Origin of the sequence: Streptomyces sp. ID05-39B, from assembly GCF_033794725.1 — a bacterium.
Lineage (GTDB): Bacteria > Actinomycetota > Actinomycetes > Streptomycetales > Streptomycetaceae > Streptomyces > Streptomyces bobili.
On record NZ_JARGEF010000015.1, the window covers coordinates 34453 to 55532 of the forward strand.

Genomic DNA, 21080 nt, shown 5'->3' on the forward strand with positions numbered 1-21080 from the left:
CCGCAGGCTACCGCTACCGCCCGCGAAGCCGTCGTACGAGGATGCTGGCGTCTCCGCGGCTCTCCAGGTCGGCGAGGACCACGGCGACCGCCTCGCGGACGATGCGCCCGCGGTCGACCGCGAGTCCGTGTTCGCCGCGGAGCACCAGACGGGCGTGCTCCAGGTCCATCAGTTCCTCGGCGGACACGTACACGGTGATCTTCTCGTCGTGCCGCTCCCGGCCGCTGGGCCGGCGGGCGGGGGCCCGTCCGCGCTTGCGCGACTGGGCGTCGGCCTGGGCGGCCGACCCTTCCTGCGTGCCCTGCCGGGGACCGGGACGTTCCCCGGCGCCGCGGGTGCCGCCCTGCTCGGCTCCGGCCGCCGCGTGTTCGGCACCCCCGCCGTCCCCGCCCTGGGCGGGCACGGCGTGCGGCGCGTCCTCGGCGGAACCGGGCGCCGTACCGTCGCTGTCCCCCGCCGGAGCGGGAACCCGGGCCTCGCCGTTGGCGGGGCGCCGGGGTGCGGACGGCTGGAGCGCCATTCCCCCTGTCGTACGGAAGAGTTCGTCGGCCCCCGGCAGACTCACTCGGCGGGACACCGGGCGAGCACCTCCCTGGCGAGCTGGCGATAGGCGGCGGCACCGACGGAGTTGGAGGCGTAGGTGGTGATCGGCTCACCGGCGACCGTGGTCTCCGGGAAGCGGACCGTGCGTCCGATGACCGTGTGGTAGACGTGGTCGTCGAAGGCCTCGACCACCCGTGCGAGCACCTCGCGGCTGTGCACCGTGCGCGAGTCGTACATGGTCGCCAGGATCCCGTCGAGCTCCAGCTCCGGGTTGAGCCGCTCCTGGACCTTCTCGATGGTCTCCGTCAGCAGGGCGACACCGCGCAGCGCGAAGAACTCGCACTCCAGCGGCACTATCACCTTGTGGGCGGCGGTGAGCGCGTTGACGGTGAGCAGGCCGAGCGAGGGCTGACAGTCGATCACGATGTAGTCGTAGTCGTCCATCAGCGGCTTCAGCGCCCGCTGGAGCGTCGACTCGCGCGCGACCTCGGAGACCAGCTGGACCTCGGCGGCGGACAGGTCGATGTTGCTGGGCAGCAGGTCCATGTTGGGGACCGCCGTCTTCAGGAGCACCTCGTCGGCCGACATGCCCCGCTCCATGAGCAGGTTGTAGACCGTGAGGTCGAGCTCCATGGGGTTGACGCCCAGACCGACCGACAGCGCGCCCTGCGGGTCGAAGTCCACGAGCAGTACCCGGCGTCCGTACTCCGCAAGCGCCGCACCCAGGTTGATGGTCGACGTGGTCTTGCCGACGCCGCCCTTCTGGTTGCACATGGCGATGATCGTCGCGGGACCGTGGTTGGTCAGCGGTCCCGGGATCGGGAAGTACGGCAGCGGGCGACCGGTCGGGCCGATGCGCTCGCGGCGCTGGCGGGCAGCGTCGGGCGCGAGTGTGGCCGCGTACTCGGGGTCGGGCTCGTACTCGGCGTCGGGATCGTAGAAGTGCCCTTCGGGCAGTTCGTCGTAGTCGGCGAAGTGGTTGCGGGGCGCGCCACTTCCGTCGCCGGCCATGGCGTTCACGTGATGGCCATCCATGCTCTGGTGTGCTTGCAGAGCCGTGTGGGGGCTTGACTGGCTCTGGTGGGCTGCGAAGGTTCGGACAGCGACGGAGCCGACAGCCTCGAGCCCCGTGGAGCCCTGACTCCGCGTAGGCATTCCTGGTTGACCACCCCCGGGAGCAAATGTCGACTCATTCACAAGTCGTCTTACCTCCTTGGTGACCAGGAAACTTCTAGACAAGGTCAGCGTGGCACCATGCCGACGGTTGGCGACTCTATGGCGTGTCGGGTGTTCGCAGCAACACAATCCGCCGTACCCGACTCGATGTGTCGACAATGAAACATCCCACTGTCAAGGGCGTACGACCGTCGCACAGCAGGCTTCACCGGCGTGCGAATCGGTCGAAGGGTTACGTTCGCGGCGAGTTGACCGAGAGCCGCAAAGTGACCATACACACATCGGGCCGGACCTTGTCGGGCAAGGTCCGGCCGGGGCCACGCCTTTGACGCGGCGTGTTGACGTATCGCCTTTACGGCAAGGTGACTTGCCCGGCGGGTCAGCCGAGGAGCGTGTCCAGCTCCAGGTGGGCCAGGCCGTGCGCCTCGGCGACCTCGCGGTAAACGACCTGGCCGTCGTGGGTGTTGAGGCCCTTGGCGAGCGCGGGGTCACGGCGCAGCGCCTCGACCCAGCCGTTGTTGGCGAGCGAGACGATGTACGGCAGCGTGGCGTTGGTGAGGGCGTTGGTGGAGGTGTTGGGCACCGCCCCCGGCATGTTGGCGACGCAGTAGAAGACCGAGTTGTGCACCGGGAAGGTCGGCTCGGCGTGGGTGGTCGGGTGGGAGTCCTCGAAGCAGCCGCCCTGGTCGATCGCGATGTCGACAAGGACACTCCCGGGCTTCATCCGGGACACCAGCTCGTTGGTGACCAGCTTGGGGGCCTTGGCGCCCGGGATGAGCACGGCGCCGATGACGAGGTCGGCCTCGACCACGGCCTTCTCCAGCTCGAAGGAGTTGGACATGACGGCCTTGACCCTGGTGCCGAAGATCTTGTCGGCCTCGCGCAGCTTGTTGATGTCGCGGTCCAGCAGGGTCACGTCGAAGCCCATGCCGACGGCGATCTGGGTGGCGTTCCAGCCCGACACGCCGCCGCCGATGACCACGGCCTTGGCGGGGGTCACGCCGGGGACGCCGCCGGGCAGGACGCCACGGCCGCCGTTGGCTCGCATCAGGTGGTAGGCGCCGACCTGCGGGGCCAGCCGGCCCGCGACCTCGGACATCGGGGCGAGCAGCGGCAGGGCGCGGTTCGGCAGCTCGACGGTCTCGTAGGCGATCGCGGTGGTGCCGGAGGCGACGAGGGCGTCCGTGCACTCCTTGGACGCGGCCAGGTGCAGGTAGGTGAAGAGGGTCTGGTCCTTGCGGAGGCGGTGGTACTCCTCGGCGACGGGCTCCTTGACCTTCAGCAGCAGGTCGGCGGTGGCCCACACCTCGTCGGCGGTCTCCAGGATCTGCGCACCGGCGGCGACGTACTCGCCGTCGGTGATCGACGACCCGGCACCGGCGTTGCGCTCGATGACGACCTGGTGGCCGTTGCGCACCAGCTCGTGCACGCCGGCGGGGGTGATGGCCACCCGGAACTCGTTGTTCTTGACCTCGCGGGGGATGCCGACCTTCACGTCGATCACGGTCCTTGGCTCAGAGGGGGAAACAGCAACACATACCCGGAGGTAGCGGACGCACCGGGATGCACCGCAGGAGAACGTGCGGCAGAGCCAGTCTAATGAAGGTGTTCCTGCTGTCTAGCCTTTCATTGCATCAACCTTCAGCGGGTGCACTGCGGATTTCGCAGGCGTTAGCTCCATCTTCCGGCTCCGGATCACGGTCTCCGGGCTCTTCTTCCAGGATGCGCTCGGCCGCGGCCCGGTGCAGACGGGCCGCCTCGGGGTCGTCGAGGTGCTCCAGCGTGTCGGCCAGCCGGAGCTGGAGAGCGGCCTGGAGACGGATGTCGTCGGCGCGCTTGGCCCACTCCACCGCCTCCTGGCAGGTGCGCAGCGACTCCTCGGGCCGGCCGGCGTACTCCTGCACTCGCGCCAGTTCGCTCAACGCCCGCGCGGCGGCGGCGACATCGCCGCTCTTCCGGTGCCCGGCGGCCGCGGCCCGCCAGCCCCGCTGCGCCTCGCCGTACCGGCCGGCGTAGGTGTGGGCGGTGGCGATACGGCCGTACAGCCGGGCGGCGTCCGCGCGCTCGTCGCGTGCCTGCCGCTGTGCGAGGGCCCGGCCGAACCAGTCGGCGGCCCGGTCGTAGTCCCCCAGCTCCAGATGGGCGCCGCCTACGGATTCCATCGCGCGGCCCGTCGCGTACGGGTCGTTCGCCTCCCGTCCGGCGTCCAGCGCGGCCCGGTAGCGCGCCAGAGCCTCGGCGGTGCGCCCGGTGCGCGCGTCGACGTCGGCCAGGTTCAGCAGGGCGGCGGCCTTCTCGCGGGGCAGATCGCGGCGCTCGGCGACGTCCAGGACGAGCTGGTGGATGCCGTACAGGTCGGGCGCGGCGCCCTGGGTGCCGAAGTGCGCGACCATCGCCCTGACCAGCTGGGACATCAGGCGCCTGGCCAGGGTGTCCAGCTCGCCGTCGGCGACCGCGAGGCGGGCGGAGGCGAGCAGGGCGGGCCGGCGGGCGCGCAGCCAGTCGGCGGCGGCGCGCGGGGTGGCGAAGCGCAGGGCGCGGGGCATGCCCTGGAGCTTCTCTCTGGCCTGCGGGTTGTCCGTCTCGGTGATCGCCCGGCAGGACTGGAGCAGCCGTACCGTCCGCTCCAGCATGCGGGCGCGGGCCAGCTGGAGCTCGGCCGGCCGCTCATGGGTCTCGGCGGCCGTCCGCAGCAGGGGCTGGAGGCAGCCGGGGACCTCGTACTGGGACAGCGGCGAGGCGACGGTCCGCAGCAGGCCCAGGGCGACGAAGTCGTCCAGGGTGGTGCGCGCGGCGCCGATCGAGCAGCCGGCGAGCGCGGAGGCGGTGTGCGGGTCGACGAGGCCGGCCGGCGCCAGGCTGAGCAGTCGCAGTATCCGCGCGGCGGCCGCGGGCAGGGTGGCGTGCACGAGCCGGAAGACCCGGCTGAGGGGGGATCCGTCGTCGCCCTCGGCGTGCAGTTGCTTGGCGAGGTCGGCGACCGCCGACTTGGGCCGCGCGGCGAGCCAGCCGCCGGCCAGGATCAGGGCGGCGGGGTGCCCCTGGCAGGCCTCGACGAGGCCCTCGGCGGACCGCGGGTCGACGGTGATGCGGACCGAGCCGGTGTGGCGGGTGAGCAGGTCGAGGGCGGACTTGGTGTCCAGGCCGCCCAGGGTGCAGGGCCGTACGTCGGAGATTCCGGTGAGGGGGCCCGCCGAGACGGCGACGACCAGGCACTCGGGGGTGTCCGGGAGGAGGGCGTCGACCTGGTCGGCACCGGCCGCGTCGTCGAGCAGGAGCAGCACGCGCCGCTCGGTGAGGGCCTCGCGCAAAGTGGCCGAGAGGTCTTCCTCACCGGCGCCGGGCGGGACCGGCCGGCCGAGCGCGGCGAGCAGTTCACGGGCGGCGCGCTCGACGGGAACGGGTGTGCCGTCGGGTTCGCCGAGCCGGACGCGCAGCACGCCGTCCCGGTAACGCTCGGCGACCTGCCGGACGAACTCCTCGGCCAGCGCCGTACGGCCGGAACCGGGCCGTCCGGCGATGAGGAGCACACGCGCGCGGGGGGCCTTCCTCCCGGAGAGGGTGTCCAGTCCCGCGCGCTCGATGTCGGCGCGCAGTTCCTTCAACTCCCGGGTGCGGCCCAGGAAATGGCCCTCCGTCGCAGCGTGTCCGGACAGCTGCACGCCGCCTGTGTCCACTGCCTGATCCGTCACGGGCCACACTCCCGTCCCACCGCACGCGCAAGCCCGCCGGGACTCCGGATCGGGCGATTCCCGAGCCTAGTTCACGCTCTGCGACGTTCCGTGAGGAGCGCGGCGGTGACATCCCCCGATCGGATCAGCCGATCGTCATACCGCACACGTCGGTAGCAGGTGCGCCGAGGCGGTCACGCCTCGAAGGGACGGGCCGGCCACGGTGCCTGCGCCGGGCGCAACGCGTCGATCCCCTCACCGCTCCGGGCGGCGACCAGCGCGAGGACGCCCACGACGAGGCAGTTGTTGTGCAGTTCGCCGGCAAGCACCCCCCGGACGAGTTCGTCGACCGGCACACGCGCGTGCTCCATGTCGGCCTCCTCGTCCTCGACCTCGAAGCGCTCCCCGTCGGCCTCCGCGAGACCCCGGGCCAGGAAGATGCGTACGGCCTCGTCGCAGCCGCCGGGGGTGGTGTAGACGTCGGTCAGCACCCGCCAGTCCTCGGCCTTGACGTGCGCCTCCTCGTACAGCTCGCGCTGCGCGGCGTGCAGCGGGTTCTCGCCGGGCACGTCGAGCAGGCCGGCCGGGATCTCCCACAGCTTCTGCCGCACGGGGTGGCGGTACTGCTTGATCAGCAGGACACGGTCCTCGCCGTCCAGGGCGAGGACGGCCACGGAGCCGGGGTGGACCTGGTAGTCACGGCGCACGAGGGAGCCGTCGGGCATGAGCACCTCGTCCGTACGCACGGAGGTCTTGTTGCCCACGAAGGGGGTCTCCGTCGCCCGGATCTCCCACGCCTGCGCGGTGTCCTTGATCGTCATGCCCTGTCCTTCCACACGCACAAAAGAAACCGGCCGAAAGTAGTCGGGCCAGCGGAAACCCGGCCACATCGAACCGATAAAAAGAGGCCGGGGTGCTCACCTTTGAGGAGAAGCACCCCGGCCACCGTACAAGCTGGTGTGTTACTTCGAAGTCTTCCGCTCGACCGCGGCCTTCACCAGCCCGGCGAACAGCGGGTGCGGACGTGTCGGCCGCGAGCGCAGCTCGGGGTGGGCCTGCGTGGCGACCAGGTACGGGTGGACGTCACGCGGGTACTCCACGTACTCGACGAGCTTGCCGTCCGGCGAGGTGCCGGAGAACAGGATGCCCGCCTTCTTCTCCAGCTCCGCGCGGTAGGCGTTGTTCACCTCGTAACGGTGCCGGTGCCGCTCCTCGACGTACTCCTTGCCGTCGTAGACCTCGCGCACGATCGAGCCCTCGGCCAGCTTCGCCGGGTACATGCCCAGCCGCATGGTGCCGCCCATGTCGCCCTCGCCCGCGACGATGTCGAGCTGCTCGGCCATCGTGGAGATGACCGGGTGGGCGGTGGCCGGGTCGAACTCGGTGGAGTTCGCGTCCGAGATGTCGAGCAGGTCGCGCGCCGCCTCGATCACGATGCACTGGAGGCCGAGGCACAGCCCGAGCAGCGGGATCTTGTTCTCGCGGGCGTAACGGATCGCGCCGACCTTGCCGAGCACACCGCGGTCGCCGAAGCCGCCGGGGATGCAGACCCCGTCGACGTCGGCGAGCTGTGCCTTGGCGCCCGCCGGGGTCTTGCAGTCGTCCGAGGTGACCCACTTGATCTTCACGCGGGCCTTGTTGGCGAAGCCGCCGGCGCGCAGCGCCTCGGTGACCGAGAGGTAGGCGTCGGGCAGGTCGATGTACTTGCCGACCAGGGCGAGCGTGATCTCGTGGTCGGGGTTGTGGACGCGGTCGAGCAGGTCGTCCCAGGTCGTCCAGTCCACGTCACGGAACGGCAGGTCCAGCTTGCGGACGACATAGGCGTCCAGGCCCTCGCCGTGCACGGTCTTGGGGATGTCGTAGATCGAGCGGGCGTCCGGGCAGGCGACGACGGCGGCCTCGTCGACGTCGCACATCAGCGAGATCTTCCGCTTGATCGCGGTGGGGACCTCGCGGTCGCAGCGCAGCACGATCGCGTCCGGCTGGATACCGATGTTGCGCAGGGCGGCCACGGAGTGCTGGGTGGGCTTGGTCTTCAGCTCGCCCGAGGGACCGATGTAGGGCAGGAGCGAGATGTGAACGACGAAGACGTTGTCCCGGCCGACCTCGTGGCGGACCTGGCGGACGGTCTCCAGGAACGGCAGCGACTCGATGTCGCCGACCGTGCCGCCGACCTCCGTGATCACCACGTCGACCTCGTCGGTCGCCATCCGGCGGATGCGGTGCTTGATCTCGTTGGTGATGTGCGGGATGACCTGCACGGTGTCGCCCAGGTACTCGCCGCGGCGCTCCTTGGCGATCACGGTCGAGTAGATCTGGCCGGTGGTGACGTTGGCGGAGCCGTCGAGGTCGCGGTCGAGGAAGCGCTCGTAGTGCCCGATGTCCAGGTCGGTCTCGGCGCCGTCGTTGGTGACGAACACCTCACCGTGCTGGAAGGGGTTCATCGTGCCGGGGTCGACGTTGAGATACGGGTCGAGCTTCTGCATCACGACGCGCAGGCCCCGCGCCTTGAGCAGCATGCCGAGGCTGGAGGCGGTCAGCCCCTTGCCGAGGGAGGAGGCGACACCCCCGGTGACGAAGATGTGCTTGGTCGTCGTGGCGGAGCTGTTTCGGAAAGCAGCGGGCGGCATGGCCAAGAGGGGGCTCCCGTGGTCGCGATCTGGGGGTGCGGAGCGGCTCCCGGAGGCTTTCACCAGCGGTTCTTGCCGGAGATTTCCGGGGGTGCCGTCGCTGCGGTTCGGGGGTTTCGTGCCCACCGGTCCACGGGCCACCAGGGTATCAGCGCCTCGGGGAGATGGCTTCCGACCACGCTCCGCGCACGGCCGGGCACCCCGGGACACACCCTTACCGGGTCCTCACCCACTGCTCACCCGTTCGGCCCACCCGCGTTGTCCGGAGCGGCACGCGGATCATCTACGTGCGTCGTATCCTGCTCGGACACTCGCTGCCGAGCCCGGCCGGCAAGACGGCACACCCCAGCCCGTACCCACCGGAACAATGAGAGCTCGTCAGTTCGTTGAGCAAGAATTGGCGTTTTGCCAACTCGGCTGAGCGACTGCTTTGCTTCACCGCTCAACGACTCAAGACAACACATTCCCCCTTGACCGCACCAAGCGACAGCCCCCTCATGGGGGCCTACGTGGCCGTTCGACTGGAGTTGCACGTGGCCGGGCGCATCGAAGACTACGCACTCATCGGAGACATGCAGACAGCCGCTCTGGTCTGCCGCGACGGGACGGTGGACTGGCTCTGCCTGCCCCGCTTCGACTCCCACGCGATCTTCGCCGGGCTGCTGGGCACCGAGGAGCACGGCTTCTGGCGGCTCGGTCCGGCGCACGCCTCCGACGCCGAGCCACCGCGCGCGGCCCGGCGCGGCTACCGGGGCGACTCACTGATCCTGGAATCCGAGTGGGACACCCCGCGCGGCACGGTCCGGGTGACCGACTTCATGCCCCCGCGTGACGGCGCCCCCCAGCTGATCCGCATCGTCGAGGGCGTCTCGGGCCGCGTCCCCATGCGCTCGACCCTGCGGATGCGCTTCTCCTACGGCCGGGTCGTGCCCTGGGTGCACAAGCACGAGGGCCGTACGGTCGCCGTCGCCGGTCCGGACTCCGTGTGGTTCGACACGGAGGCAGAGACCTACGGGAAGTCGCTGACGACGTACGCCGACTTCACGGTCGCCCCCGGTGACCGCATCGCGTTCACGATCTCGTGGGAGCCCTCGCACAAGGAGCCGCCCGCGCTGCCGGAGCCGGAACAGTCGCTCCAGGCCACGGAGGACTTCTGGCGCGAGTGGGTCGAGCACTGTACGTACCACGGGCCCTACCGCGAGGCGGTGATCCGTTCGCTGATCACGCTGAAGGCGCTGACGTACGCCCCCACCGGCGGCATCGTCGCGGCCCCCACCACCTCCCTGCCCGAGGACATCGGCGGCGTCCGCAACTGGGACTACCGCTACACCTGGCTGCGCGACGCGGCCATCACCCTGTCCTCGCTGCTGCGCACCGGCTACCGCGAGGAGGCCCGCGCCTGGCGCGAGTGGCTGCTGCGCGCGGTCGCGGGCGACCCGGAGAACCTCCAGATCATGTACGGCATCGCCGGCGAGCGTGAGCTGGGCGAGGCGGAGCTGGACTGGCTGCCCGGCTACGAGAGCTCCGCCCCGGTCCGGGTGGGCAACGGTGCGGCGCACCAGCTCCAGCTGGACGTGTACGGCGAGGTCACCGAGGCCCTGCACCTGGGCCACATGACCGGACTGGCACGCAACGACTACGCCTCCCTGCTCCAGCTCAAGCTGATCCGCTACCTGGAGCGGCACTGGGACGAGCCGGACGAGGGCATCTGGGAGGTGCGCGGCCCACGCCGCCACTTCGTGCACTCCAAGGTGATGGCCTGGGTGGCCGTGGACCGCACCATCAAGCTGATCGAGTCCGGTGACGCGGACGGCCCGCTGGAGCGCTGGCGCGAGCTGCGCGACGACATCCACCGGGACGTGTGCGAGAAGGGGTACGACAAGGAGCGCAACACCTTCACGCAGTCCTACGGCTCGAAGGAGCTGGACGCCTCCCTGCTGCTCATCCCCCAGATGGGCTTCCTTCCCCCGGACGACAAGCGCGTGATCGGCACCATCGAGGCGATCCAGCGCGAGCTGTCCACCTCGGACGGCTTCATCCTGCGCTACCCCACCGAGGGCGACAGCGAGGGCGTCGACGGCCTCCCCGGCGACGAGGGCGCCTTCCTGGCCTGCTCGTTCTGGATGGCGGACGACCTGGCGATGATCGGCCGGGTCGACGAGGCCCGCAAGCTCTTCGAGAAGCTCCTGGCCCTGCGCAACGACCTGGGCCTCCTCGCCGAGGAGTGGGACCCCCGGCTGAAGCGCCAGGTGGGCAACTTCCCCCAGGCCTTCAGCCACGTCCCCCTCATCGACACGGCCCTGCGCCTGACGGCCTCGGGGGCGTACGGCGGCTGAGGCGGGTCCGCGGCCGGCCGGGAGATGTGGCCCGGCCGGGTCCGCGGGTAGCGTCCGCTGCATGGACAGCCACGCGGACCCACGATTCGACAGCCGGGGCGCCGGCATCACCGTGCGGCGGGCACTGGAGCTGCCCGGCCTGCGCAGCGGCCTGCCGGAGATCCTCGCGGGCGCGGAGCGGCTGGGCCGCACGGTGCGCTGGGTGCACGCCGGTGAGGTTCCCAACATCGCCTCCCTGCTCAAGGGCGGCGAACTGCTGCTGACCACCGGCTACGGCCTCGGCACCCGCCCGGCCGAGCAGCGGGCGTTCGTGCGCACCCTCGCCGAGCGGGGCATCGCGGCGCTGGTGATCGAGCTGGGTCCGCGCTTCGACCGGCTGCCCGTGGCGCTGGTGGAGACGGCCCGTTCGACCGGTCTGCCACTGGTCCAGCTGCACCGGGAGGTGCCGTTCGTCGCGGTCACCGAGGAGATCCACACCGAGATCGTCAACGGTCACTACGCCCTGCTCCAGCAGGCGGAGGAGGTGCACCGGCGCTGCACCCAGGCGCTGCTGGGCGGCGGCGGCATCCCCCAGGTGCTGGGCATCCTGGCGGACTTCAGCGACAACCCGGTGTTCCTGGAGACCACCGACGGGCAGCTGCTGTACGCGGCCGGGTCCGGACCCGAGGGAGCCGATCCGCTCCAGGTGTGGGAAGGGCTGCGTGGCCCGCACAAGGAGGCGCCGGCCGATTCGGTGCTGGTGGACGTGCCGGGCGGCGGGCCGGGGGCGGGTGCGGTGCGCGCCCGGCTCGCGCTGCTGCCGGTGCGCGCGCCGCTCGCGCCGGTGCACAGGATCGCCGCCGAGCGGGCGGCCGGGATCCTCGCCGTGGTGCTGATGCAGGCACGGCAGGAGGAGGAGCTGGCGGCGCGCGGCCGGGGCGACTTCCTGACCGACCTCGCCGAGGGCCGTATCGCGGCGGAGGACGCTCCGGCGCAGGCGCGTGTCCTCGGCTTCAAGCCCGGTGACAGCCCGCTGCTGCCGGTCGTCATGCGCCTGGGCGACACGCTGTCCCCCGGCGGGGGCTGGGCGGTGCTGGCGCGGGCGGTCGCGGAGGAGCTGGCCTCGGTGGGGGTGCCGGTACTGCTGGGCGTACGGCCGGTGGAGGGCCGGGTACCGCTGCTGGTGGGTCTGCGCTCGGAGTCGGAGCGGTCGGCGGTCGCCGACCGGGTCGCGGCGGCGCTGCGGGCCGGGGTGGAGCGGGCCGGGATCCAGCGGCCGGGCGCTCAGCCGCCGGTCGTGGTGGTCGGCGTCGCGGGCGGCTGGGCGGCGGCCTCGGCGGGCCTTCGGCACGCGGCGGAGACGGCGACGGCGGCGCAGGGCCTGTCGGACCGGCCCTGGTACGACGCCCGCCGCCTCGACATCGACCTGCTGCTGTGGCGGCTGCGCGACCATCCCGATCTCGCGGCCTTCGTGGACCGCGCGATCGGTCCGGTCCGCGACCACGACCGCCGCTCCAGGCCGCCCCTGCTGCCCACCCTGGAGACCTACCTGGCGCACGCGGGGCGCAAGGCGGAGACGGCCCGCGAGCTGCACCTCAACCGGCAGACGCTCTACAACCGCCTCGCCCGCATCGGCGAGTTGCTGGGCACCGACCTCGACGACCCGCAGACGGTCCTGGCGTTGAGCCTGGCGCTGCGGGCCCGACGGCTCGTGCCCTGACGTTCCCCCGACCCGTCGGCGGGGCCACGCGGGCACGCGTCAGATCATCGGCAGCGGCCGCGTCAACTCGTCGTACACGCTGAGGACCTGGGCGACGGTCTCGTCCTCGCTCGGCCAGGTGGCCACCTGCCGAATGCCCGACTCCCGGAGCAGGTCGCAGCGTTCGGGGGCCGCGAGGAGGCGTACGACGGCGTCGGCGAAGGCGTCCGCGTCGCCGTGCGGCACGAGTTCGGCCGCGTCGCCGACGAGTTCGCGCACGCCGCCGGTCAGCGCGGCCACGAGCGGCACGCGCGCGTGGAGGGCCTCCTGCGCCAGCACCGAGCGCGACTCGCCCGCGCCGGGCAGCAGGGCGAGGTCGGCGGCGGCCAGGAGTTCGCTCACGTCGTCCCGCCGCCCGAGGAGCCGGACGGGCAGTGCCTCGTCCTCGATACGGCGCTGGAGTTCCGCCCGCAGCGGCCCCTCCCCGGCGACCGCGACGAGTGGCACGGGGTCCAGCCTGCCCCACACGCGGGCGGCGTCGAGCAGGACGTCGTAACCGCGGGGGCGTTCGAGGGAGCCGACCGCCATCAGCAACGGGCGGCCGATCGCGCCGAGTTCGGCCCGCACCTTCGCACGCGGCCGCTCGGGATCCTCCTCGGCCCTGCGGGGTCCGGGGAGTCCCACCGCGGCGAGCCGGGCGTCCCGGGCACCGGTGCGGCGCGCCCGGTCCACGAGGTCGGAGGTGGTGCCCAGCACCACGGCGGCCGCCCTGGCGACCCGCCGCTCCAGCAGGCGCAGCAGATGGGCGCGGGCGCCCTCGGCATGGGCCCGGTTGTGCCAGGTGACGACGAGCGGGGTGCGCCGCCCGCCGAGCGCGAGCACGGCCCGGAAGGAGGCGTGCAGTCCGTGCGCGTGGACGAGGTCGGCGTCGGTGCAGGCCGCCCGCAGCGCGGCCACGGACGAGGGATCGCTGCTGCGCGGCACGGGCACGTGGTCGGCTCCGGCGCCCGTGAAGTCGTAGGCGTGATCGGACTCGGCGGGGGCGCACACCGTCACCCGCACGCCCCGCGCGACGAGCCCCGCGGCCAGGGAGCGCACATGGGCGCTGCTGGCGGCATTGCCGCCGCCCAGCACCTGCACGGTGCGCAGCGGCGACTGGCCGTGCGGTGAGTGGCTGCTCACGTGGCCGGGGCTCCTGGTTCGGCGTCGGTCGGTCACGAAGGAACGTACAGAAGGGACTCGGGCACAGGGGTGGACCGCTCGCGCTCCTCCATGTCCTCCGCCCAAGGATGCCAGGACGTACGGGTGTTCCGTGCCGCCGAGCACCCGCGGCCCCGGCAACACGCCTCCGCATGTCACCCACACGAGTGAAGGAGGGCGGGGTTCCGTTCGACGGGTGAGCCGGTCGGCCGGGCTCGGTGACGGCCTGCCAGGGGCGGCGCGGGAGCCCTTCGCGGGGTGCGGCGGAAGCCTGCCCGTGCGCGGCTGACGGCACCGCGGCACACGCGGCCCGGCCTCCCGGCGTGTCCGAAAGGACCGACGGGGTGGGTCACGGCCGACCGCGTCACCCCGCTCACACCGGCTCGCGCCCCCGCGCCCGCACCCCCCAGGGGACCCGCGCCACCCCGCTCACCCGCTCCCCGTACACCGCAGCGCCCACCAACGCGGCCGCGTGCGCCGCGAGCCCCGGGCGCCCGTTCCCCACCACGACCGCCGCGCCCAGCAGCGCGCCGAGGGCGTGCGCCCCGGTGTCACCGAGCATCGCGCGCTCCCTCAGATCGTCGGGCAGCACCGCCGCCGCGACCCCCGCCGCCACCGCGGCCAGCTCACCGGCCGGCCCCGACCGCAGCAGCCCCGGCGCGGCCAGCGCGAGCACGGCACCGGCGGCCCGTGCGGGACGTACGTCCACGAGGTTGACGAAGTGCGCCGCCCCGGCGATCACGACACCCGCGAGGACCCTGTCCACGGGCCGCTCCTTCAGCAGGGCCCCGGCCAGCAGCCCCGCCGCGCAGATCCCGCCCAGCTTGACGGTCCCACTGGTGACCTCGCCCCGCCGCAGCGCCCCCAGGTGCACCCGGAAGCCGCGCCGCGGATCACCGGCGCCCACGAGGTCGTCGTACGCCCCGCAGGCCCCGGCGGCGAGGACCGCCCCGGCCACCGCCGGGCGCACCCGTGCCGCCCCGGCCACGGCCGCGAGGACGGCGGCAGGACCGGCGTACAACTCCACGGTCCGGCCGGCGAAGTTCGTCCGCTCCCAGCGTGCCCGCCCACCGGGCGCCGCCGCGCGCAGGGCCGCCGCTCCCCCGCGCGCGACGCCGGCCGCCACGGCGAACGCGGCACTCCTGCTGCCGCTCCTTCGTGTGATCATCGGGCCACTCCAGGAAGCCGGGAGGGCGGGACGGCCACCCCGCAGGTAGCCCTCCCGCCCTCTCGGCCCGGCAACCGCCCGACAGCCGTCACGCGTCCGCGCGTGCCGTCTCCAGGAGTTCCTCCGCGTGGGCCCGTGCCGTCTCGGAGTCCTCCTGGCCCGCGAGCATCCGGGACAGCTCCCGAATGCGGTCCTCGCCCTCCAGGACCTTCACACCGGACCGGGTCACGGACCCGTCGTTGGTCTTCTCGACCAGCAACTGCCGGTCGGCGAAGGCGGCGACCTGCGGCAGGTGGGTGACGACGACGACCTGCGCGGTCTTCGCGAGCCGCGCCAGGCGCCGCCCGATCTCCACCGCGGCCTTGCCGCCCACGCCCGCGTCGACCTCGTCGAAGAGGTACGTCGGCACCGGGTCCGTCCCCGCGAACACGACCTCCACGGCCAGCATCACGCGCGACAGCTCACCGCCGGAGGCGCCCTTGGCGATGGGGCGCGGCGGAGCCCCCGGATGCGGGGCGAGCAGCAGCTCGACCTCGTCGGCGCCGGAGGGTCCGTAGGCGACGGTGCGGCCGCCGACCTCCACGCCCAGCGGGTCGTCGGTCTGCCGGATCTCGAACGACACGCGCGCGTGCGGCATCGCCAGCGAGGCCAGCTCGGCGGTCACGGCTGCGGCGAACCGCTCGGCGGCCTCCGTCCGCGCGTCCGTCAGCGCCTGCGCGAGCCCGCTCAGCTCGGCGCGCAGGGCGTCCCGCTCGGCGGTCAGCTCGCCGATCCGCTCGTCGTCGCCGTCCAGTTCCCCGAGCCGCGCGGCGCCGCGTTCGGCCCAGTCGAGGACCTCGTCGACGTCCTGGCCGTACTTCCGGGTCAGCCCGGTCAGCGCGGCCCTGCGCTCCTCGACGGCCGCCAGCCGCAGCGGATCGGCGTCGAGGTCGTCGGCGTAGCCGGCCAGCTCCCCCGCGACATCGCCGAGCAGGATCCCGATCTCGCCGATCCGGTCGGCGAGCGCGGACAGCGCCGGATCGTGCGACCGCACGGCCTCCAGGGCCCGCTGGGCGCCCGCGACGAGCGTGGCGGCGTCGATGCCCTCTGGGTCCTCCGGGTTGCCCGCCAGGGCCGCGTGGGCGGCCGTGGCGGCCGAGGACAGCGCCTCCGCGTGCCCGAGCCGCTCCGCCTCCTCCGCCAGCTCCGTGTCCTCGCCCGCGCGCGGTTCGACACCGGCGATCTCGTCGAGGCCGTAGCGCAGCATGTCGGCCTCCTGGGCCCGTTCACGCGCGCGCGTGGTGATCTCTTCGAGCCGGCCGCAGACGGTCCGCAGCCGCCGGTAGGCCTCCGTGTACTTGGCGAGGGGCGCGGCGACCGCGTCGCCCGCGTACCGGTCCAGCGCCTGCCGCTGCCGGGACAGCTTCAGCAGCCCCTGCTGGTCGGTCTGTCCGTGCACGGCCACCAGCTCGTCCGCGAGGTCGGCGAGCACCCCGACGGGCACACTCCGCCCGCCGACATGCGCCCGCGACCGCCCCTCGGCCGAAACGGTACGGCTGATCAGCAGCGCCCCGTCGTCGAGTTCGGCCCCGGCCTCCTCGGCGCGCGCGGCCACCGAAGTGCCCGCGGGCACGGTGATCCGCCCCTCCACGACCGCTTTGTCGGCACCGAGCCGCACGAGCGCGGCGTCGGCGCGCCCGCCCAGCAGCAGCCCGAGGCTGGTGACCACCATGGTCTTGCCCGCGCCCGTCTCACCCGTGACCGCGGTGAAGCCTGGCGACAGCTCGACGACAGCGTCGTCGATGACTCCGAGCGACCGTATCCGCATCTCCTCCAACACGGACACGACCTTACGAGGTCGGAGGGAGGAAGTGCGAGGCACCCCGTCAACCGGACGAGCCGGCCTTCCTCCCCCGGCACCGTCCGTGCGGCAAGGGTCTTTCGTTCGGATCAGGCCGGCAGTGACCGACGGTTCCTCCCGGCTGACCCGAGCGGGGTCTGGTGCGTGCAGCTGCAAGGCGGAGGAGGGAGGGATGGCGGAGCCGGTGGGGCCCCTCCCGCTCGAACGGAGCCGAGAGTGGGGGAGACCGACGACAACGCGGTTGGGGGTCCCCCCACGCCCTTGAGGCAGTGGGGGATTGCGTGCCGGACCCCGCGACGCCGGCATGATCCGAACGAGAGGCCCTAGTGCCGGGCCCCGCGCCATCCCGAGACGGGCAGCGCGAACTTGGCCACCAGCCGGTCGGTGAAGGACGCGTGATGCAGCCGGGCCAGCCGCACCGGCACGGCACCCCGCCGCACCTCCACCCGGGCCCCCGGCGGCAGCTCGAAGGTCCGCCGGCCGTCGCACCACAGGACCCCCGGCGGAATGTGCGGCAGCAGCTCCACCGCGAGCACCGAGTTCGGCGAGGTCACCAGCGGCTTGGCGAACAGGGCGTGCGCGCTGATCGGCACCATCAGCAACGCCTCGACCTCGGGCCACACCACGGGCCCGCCCGCCGAGAACGCGTAGGCGGTGGACCCGGTCGGCGTCGACAGTACGATCCCGTCGCAGCCAAACCCGGTGACCGGCCGCCCGTCGATCTCCAGCACCACCTCGAGCAGCTTCTCCGCGCCGGCCTTCTGCACGGCCGCCTCGTTCAGCGCCCAGTCCGTGTGCACGATGTCCCCGTTGCGGTGCACGACGACGTCGACGGTCATCCGCTCCTCGACCTCGTACGACCTCGTCACCACCCGGTCGACGACCTTGTCGAGGTCGTCCCGCTCGGCTTCCGCAAGGAAGCCGACGCTGCCGAGGTTCACGCCGAGCATCGGCACCCCGGACGCCCGCGCGAACTCAGCGCCGCGCAACAAGGTCCCGTCACCGCCGAGGACGATGAGCAGTTCGCAGCCCTCCAGGCACTGCGGGGTGGCCTCGCTGACCAGCTCCACCTCCTTGGGGAGGGGCAGGTCGGCGGCCTCGTACTCCAGGACGCGCACCCCGATGCCCTCGCGCAGCAACCCCTTCACCACCAGCTCCGCGCTGCGGATCGCGGCGGGCCGCCCGGTGTGGGCCAGGAGGAAAACAGTACGAGCTCGGTTCTGTGTCAACGCGGCCCCTCCGCCACTGCACGGTCAACATCGGCCGGGTCCAGGGCAGGCGCCCCGGCCCGGAGCCACAGAAAGTACTCGACGTTGCCCGAGGGTCCCGGCAGCGGACTGGCCGTGACGCCCTTCACGCCGAGTCCCAGGTCCCACGCCTTGCGGGCCACGCCCCGCACCGCCTCGGCCCGCAGCTGCGGACTGCGCACGACACCCCCGCTGCCCAGCCGTTCCTTACCCACCTCGAACTGCGGCTTCACCATCATCACCAGGTCCGCGTCCGGCTTGGTGCACCGCGCCAGGGCCGGCAGCACCAGCCCGAGCGGGATGAAGGACAAGTCCCCCACGACAAGATCCACTGGCTCCCCATCGATCGCTTCGAGCGTCAACTCGCGTACGTTCGTACGGTCCTTGACGGTGACGCGTTCATCGCTCTGCAGAGACCATGCGAGCTGGCCGTAACCGACGTCGACGGCGACCACGTGCACGGCCCCCGCCCGCAGCAGCACATCGGTGAATCCGCCGGTGGACGCACCGGCGTCCAGCGCCCGCCGCCCCTCGACGAGAAGCCCCTGCGGCACGAACGCCTCCAGGGCACCGGCGAGTTTGTGCCCGCCCCGCGACACGTAGTCGGGATCACTGTCGTCGACGGAGACGACGATCGCCGCCGCCGTCTCCACCTGTGTGGCGGGCTTGGTGGCGACGGTCTTCCCGACCGAGACCCGCCCCGCGGCGATCAGCTGGCCGGCGTGCTCACGCGAGCGCGCCAGCTTGCGGCGCACCAGCTCCGCGTCCAGACGACGACGTGCGACTCCTGCCACGTTCGGTTCAGCTCCTACCTGCTGTACGTCGATGGGGGCACCGGAGGTCCCGGGCGGGCGTCGAGCGCGGTGAGCGCGTCGCGCAGCCCCCGGTGTACATCCTCGTACACCTCCAGGTGTCCGTCCGTGGCGAGGTGGTCTGCTTCCGCCAGCCGGTCCAGGTGGGCGTCCACCCCGGCGTCGCCGGTGGGCGTACGGGGCACCTGGAGCGGGGCCGGAGCGGAGGGGTCGTACTCCTGCTCCTGGGCCGCGGCCTCCGCCTGCGGAACTGTGTCGCTCATGCCCCGACGCTACCCCGAACCGCTGCGGTACCGTCGAGCGCGATGGCCACGATCGAGGAGTGCCGCGCCGCACTCGAGAAGCTCTCGGAGAACATGGGCAGCGCCGAGGGGGACGTCCGGGCTGCCGCCACCCTGGACCGCTCGGTGAGCTGCTGGATCACCGACCTGGATGTCACGTTCGTCGGCCGGATGACGGGCGGCCGGATCGTGGTGCGCGACACCTTGCAGGGTCCTCCTCGCGAGCGGGCCGGCATCAGGCTGCGGATGACCGGCGACGACCTGGTCGCGCTGGTCGACGGTGAGCTGAACTTCGCGAAGGCCTGGGGGGCGGGACGGGTGCGGCTGGAGGCGGGCATCAGGGACCTGCTCCAGCTCAGGAAACTCCTCTGACCGTCCGGCAGTTCCCGCGAGCGTGGGGCGTCAGCGAATCCCGGCGCCCGTGACGCTCCCTGACCGCCGAGGATGCCTCCTTGGCGGTCCACAGCTTCCTCGGCGGTCAGAAGCCTTTCGTCGTCAGCAGCTTCCTCGGCGGTCAGCGGCTTTCCCCGGCCGTCAGGAGGCTTCCGTGACCGCCACGCGCGCGCGGGCCTTCCGCGCGGCCGGCACCACCAGCGGCGTGCCCGTCTCCGGGTCGTCGATGACCTGGCAGCGCAGCCCGAAGACCTCCTCGACCAGCCCGGCCGTGACGACGTCCTCGGGTGCGCCCTGCGCGATGACCGTGCCCTCCTTCAGCGCGATGAGGTGGGTGGCGTACCGGGCGGCGTGGTTGAGGTCGTGCAGGACGGCGACCAGGGTGCGGCCCTGCTCCTCGTGCAGCTCGGCGCACAGGTCCAGGACGTCGATCTGGTGCTGGATGTCGAGGTAGGTGGTCGGCTCGTCGAGCAGCAGAAGCGGAGTCTGCTGGGCGAGGGCCATGGCGATCCACACGCGCTGGCGCTGACCGCCGGACAGCTCGTCGACGTACCGGTCGGCGAGTTCGGCCACGCCGGTCCGGGCCATGGACTCCTGGACGACCCGCTCGTCGTCGGTCGACCACTGGCGCAGGATGCCCTGGTGCGGGTAGCGGCCACGGCCCACCAGATCGGCGACCGTGATGCCGTCCGGTGCGATCGAGGACTGCGGTAGCAGGCCCAGCGTCCGGGCGACCTTCTTCGCGGGCATCGACTGGATGACCTGCCCGTCGAGCAGCACCCGGCCCTCGCTCGGCCTCAGCATCCGCGACAGCGCCCGCAGGAGCGTCGACTTGCCGCACGCGTTGGGGCCGACGATCACGGTGAACGAGTTGTCGGGAATCTCCACCGACAGCTGTTCGGCGATGACCCGCTGGTCGTAGGCGAGGGTGACGTTCTCGGCGGACAGGCGGTTCACGGTGCTCCTTCGGTTGTTCAGCCCGCGGCTGACACGGGTGGTGGCGCTGCTCATATCCGGCCCGCCTTGCGCTCGGTGACCAGCAGCCACAGCAGGTAGACCCCGCCGAGGACGCCGGTGACCACGCCGACGGGCAGCTGTCCGTCACCGAACAGGCGCTGCGCGGCCCAGTCGGCGGTCACGAGGAGGGCGGCGCCCATGAACAGGGCGGGCACGAGGTTCGGTCCGGGTGAGCGGGTGAGGCGCCGGGCGAGCTGCGGCGCGGTGAGCGCCACGAAGGCCACGGGTCCCGCGGCGGCGGTGGCGGAGGCGGTGAGCAGGACGGCGCACACCATGAGCAGCAGCCGTACGCGCTCCACGCGCACCCCGAGGGCGTTGGAGACGTCGTCGCCCATCTCCATCATCCGCAGCCCGCGCGCGTTGGCGAGGACGAGCGGGACGAGCACACAACACAGGACGAGCAGCGGCCAGACCTGCTTCCAGTCCCGGCCGTCGAGCGAGCCGGTCATCCACACGACCGCGCGGGCGGCGTCGACGAGGTCGGCCTTGGTGATCAGGTAGCCGTTGACCGCGGTCGCGATCGCCGACACGCCGATGCCGACGAGGACGAGTCGGTAGCCGTGCACGCCCCGCTTCCAGGCGAGCAGGTAGATGGCGGCGCCGGTGACCAGTCCGCCGATGAGCGCTCCGACGGCGACCTGGTTGGCGGAGCCGGACATCAGGACGATCACGACGAGCGCGCCGGCCGTGGCTCCCTGGCCGAGCCCGAGGATGTCCGGACTGCCCAGCGGGTTGCGGGAGACGGCCTGGAACACCGCGCCGCCGAGCCCCAGCGCGGCGCCGACCAGCAGACCGACGATCACCCGCGGCAGCCGCAGGTCGTTGACGATGAACTCCTGGCCCTCGGTGCCGTCGCCCACGAGCGTCTTCAGTACGTCGCCGGTGGAGATCGGGAAGTCGCCGGTGCCGATCAGCACGACGCTCGCGGCGCACGCGGCCAGCGCCAGCACGACCACGACGATCAGCGCGCGCGTGTCCATCCGCAGGGACAGCCCGCCGGGAGTGCGCAGGGCACGGCGGGTGCCCACGGTCCGGGTGACGGCAGGACCGGTCCGCGCGGTCCCCGGCGCCGTGCCGGGTGCGGTCTT

At 72.4% G+C, this 21080-nt stretch carries 17 protein-coding genes; 3 read left to right on the forward strand and 14 right to left on the reverse strand.

Annotation, left to right across the window (positions count from 1 at the left end; genetic code table 11):
* Window positions 1-13: 13 nt before the first annotated feature.
* From P1P75_RS06250 to P1P75_RS06275, 6 genes are all read right to left on the reverse strand, one after another.
* Complete coding sequence (locus P1P75_RS06250; protein ID WP_167534845.1) at window positions 14-577, reverse strand: hypothetical protein; 564 nt, start codon at window positions 575-577, stop codon at window positions 14-16.
* The gene (locus P1P75_RS06255; protein WP_167396128.1) at window positions 562-1698 is read right to left on the reverse strand and encodes a ParA family protein; all 1137 of its coding nucleotides are present in this window, start codon (window positions 1696-1698) and stop codon (window positions 562-564) included. The genes P1P75_RS06250 and P1P75_RS06255 overlap by 16 nt, the downstream gene beginning before the upstream one ends.
* Before the next feature lie 400 nt (window positions 1699-2098).
* Complete coding sequence (gene ald, locus P1P75_RS06260) at window positions 2099-3214, reverse strand: alanine dehydrogenase (protein WP_319252409.1); 1116 nt, start codon at window positions 3212-3214, stop codon at window positions 2099-2101.
* A 139-nt stretch (window positions 3215-3353) separates the two neighbouring features.
* Window positions 3354-5411: a tetratricopeptide repeat protein gene (locus P1P75_RS06265; protein ID WP_319252396.1), complete on the reverse strand. Its 2058-nt coding sequence runs from the start codon at window positions 5409-5411 to the stop codon at window positions 3354-3356.
* A gap of 173 nt (window positions 5412-5584) precedes the next feature.
* Complete coding sequence (locus P1P75_RS06270; protein WP_319252397.1) at window positions 5585-6211, reverse strand: NUDIX hydrolase; 627 nt, start codon at window positions 6209-6211, stop codon at window positions 5585-5587.
* 141 nt (window positions 6212-6352) lie between these two features.
* Window positions 6353-8020: a CTP synthase gene (locus P1P75_RS06275; protein WP_086768859.1), complete on the reverse strand. Its 1668-nt coding sequence runs from the start codon at window positions 8018-8020 to the stop codon at window positions 6353-6355.
* Between the two features lie 533 nt (window positions 8021-8553).
* Between P1P75_RS06275 and P1P75_RS06280 the strand changes: the two genes are divergently transcribed.
* Both P1P75_RS06280 and P1P75_RS06285 read left to right on the forward strand, forming a co-directional pair.
* On the forward strand, window positions 8554-10356 hold the full coding sequence (locus P1P75_RS06280) for a glycoside hydrolase family 15 protein (RefSeq protein ID WP_319252410.1): 1803 nt from the start codon (window positions 8554-8556) through the stop codon (window positions 10354-10356).
* A gap of 61 nt (window positions 10357-10417) precedes the next feature.
* A complete protein-coding gene (locus P1P75_RS06285) occupies window positions 10418-12055 on the forward strand; it encodes a PucR family transcriptional regulator (RefSeq protein WP_319252398.1) in 1638 nt (545 codons plus the stop codon).
* Window positions 12056-12094: 39 nt separating this feature from the next.
* Here the strand turns inward: P1P75_RS06285 and P1P75_RS06290 are convergent, their stop codons facing one another.
* The 6 genes from P1P75_RS06290 to P1P75_RS06315 form a co-directional block, all read right to left on the reverse strand.
* Entirely contained in the window at window positions 12095-13216 is a 1122-nt protein-coding gene (locus tag P1P75_RS06290) for a glycosyltransferase family 4 protein (RefSeq protein ID WP_319252399.1), read from the reverse strand.
* 391 nt (window positions 13217-13607) lie between these two features.
* A complete protein-coding gene (locus P1P75_RS06295; protein WP_319252400.1) occupies window positions 13608-14402 on the reverse strand; it encodes a hypothetical protein in 795 nt (264 codons plus the stop codon).
* 88 nt (window positions 14403-14490) lie between these two features.
* Window positions 14491-16209 (reverse strand): DNA repair protein RecN, encoded by a 1719-nt coding sequence (gene recN, locus P1P75_RS06300; RefSeq protein ID WP_319252411.1) that lies wholly within the window; start codon window positions 16207-16209, stop codon window positions 14491-14493.
* A 356-nt stretch (window positions 16210-16565) separates the two neighbouring features.
* Complete coding sequence (locus P1P75_RS06305) at window positions 16566-17471, reverse strand: NAD kinase (RefSeq protein ID WP_319252401.1); 906 nt, start codon at window positions 17469-17471, stop codon at window positions 16566-16568.
* Entirely contained in the window at window positions 17468-18283 is an 816-nt protein-coding gene (locus tag P1P75_RS06310) for a TlyA family RNA methyltransferase (protein ID WP_319252402.1), read from the reverse strand. Before P1P75_RS06310 ends, P1P75_RS06305 begins: the two co-directional genes overlap by 4 nt.
* Before the next feature lie 14 nt (window positions 18284-18297).
* Window positions 18298-18564, reverse strand: a complete 267-nt coding sequence (locus tag P1P75_RS06315; RefSeq protein ID WP_319252403.1) for a hypothetical protein — start codon at window positions 18562-18564, stop codon at window positions 18298-18300.
* A gap of 42 nt (window positions 18565-18606) precedes the next feature.
* Here P1P75_RS06315 and P1P75_RS06320 point away from each other — a divergent pair, with 42 nt between their 5' ends.
* Window positions 18607-18954, forward strand: a complete 348-nt coding sequence (locus P1P75_RS06320) for a sterol-binding protein (RefSeq protein WP_319252404.1) — start codon at window positions 18607-18609, stop codon at window positions 18952-18954.
* Window positions 18955-19116: 162 nt separating this feature from the next.
* On the opposite strand, the gene P1P75_RS06325 is transcribed toward P1P75_RS06320, so the two are convergent.
* Both P1P75_RS06325 and P1P75_RS06330 read right to left on the reverse strand, forming a co-directional pair.
* Window positions 19117-19986 carry an ABC transporter ATP-binding protein gene (locus P1P75_RS06325; RefSeq protein ID WP_319252405.1) on the reverse strand — a complete coding sequence of 290 codons (870 nt, stop codon included), beginning with the start codon at window positions 19984-19986 and terminating at the stop codon, window positions 19117-19119.
* Complete coding sequence (locus P1P75_RS06330) at window positions 19983-21020, reverse strand: iron chelate uptake ABC transporter family permease subunit (RefSeq protein ID WP_319252412.1); 1038 nt, start codon at window positions 21018-21020, stop codon at window positions 19983-19985. The genes P1P75_RS06325 and P1P75_RS06330 overlap by 4 nt, the downstream gene beginning before the upstream one ends.
* Window positions 21021-21080 lie beyond the last annotated feature (60 nt).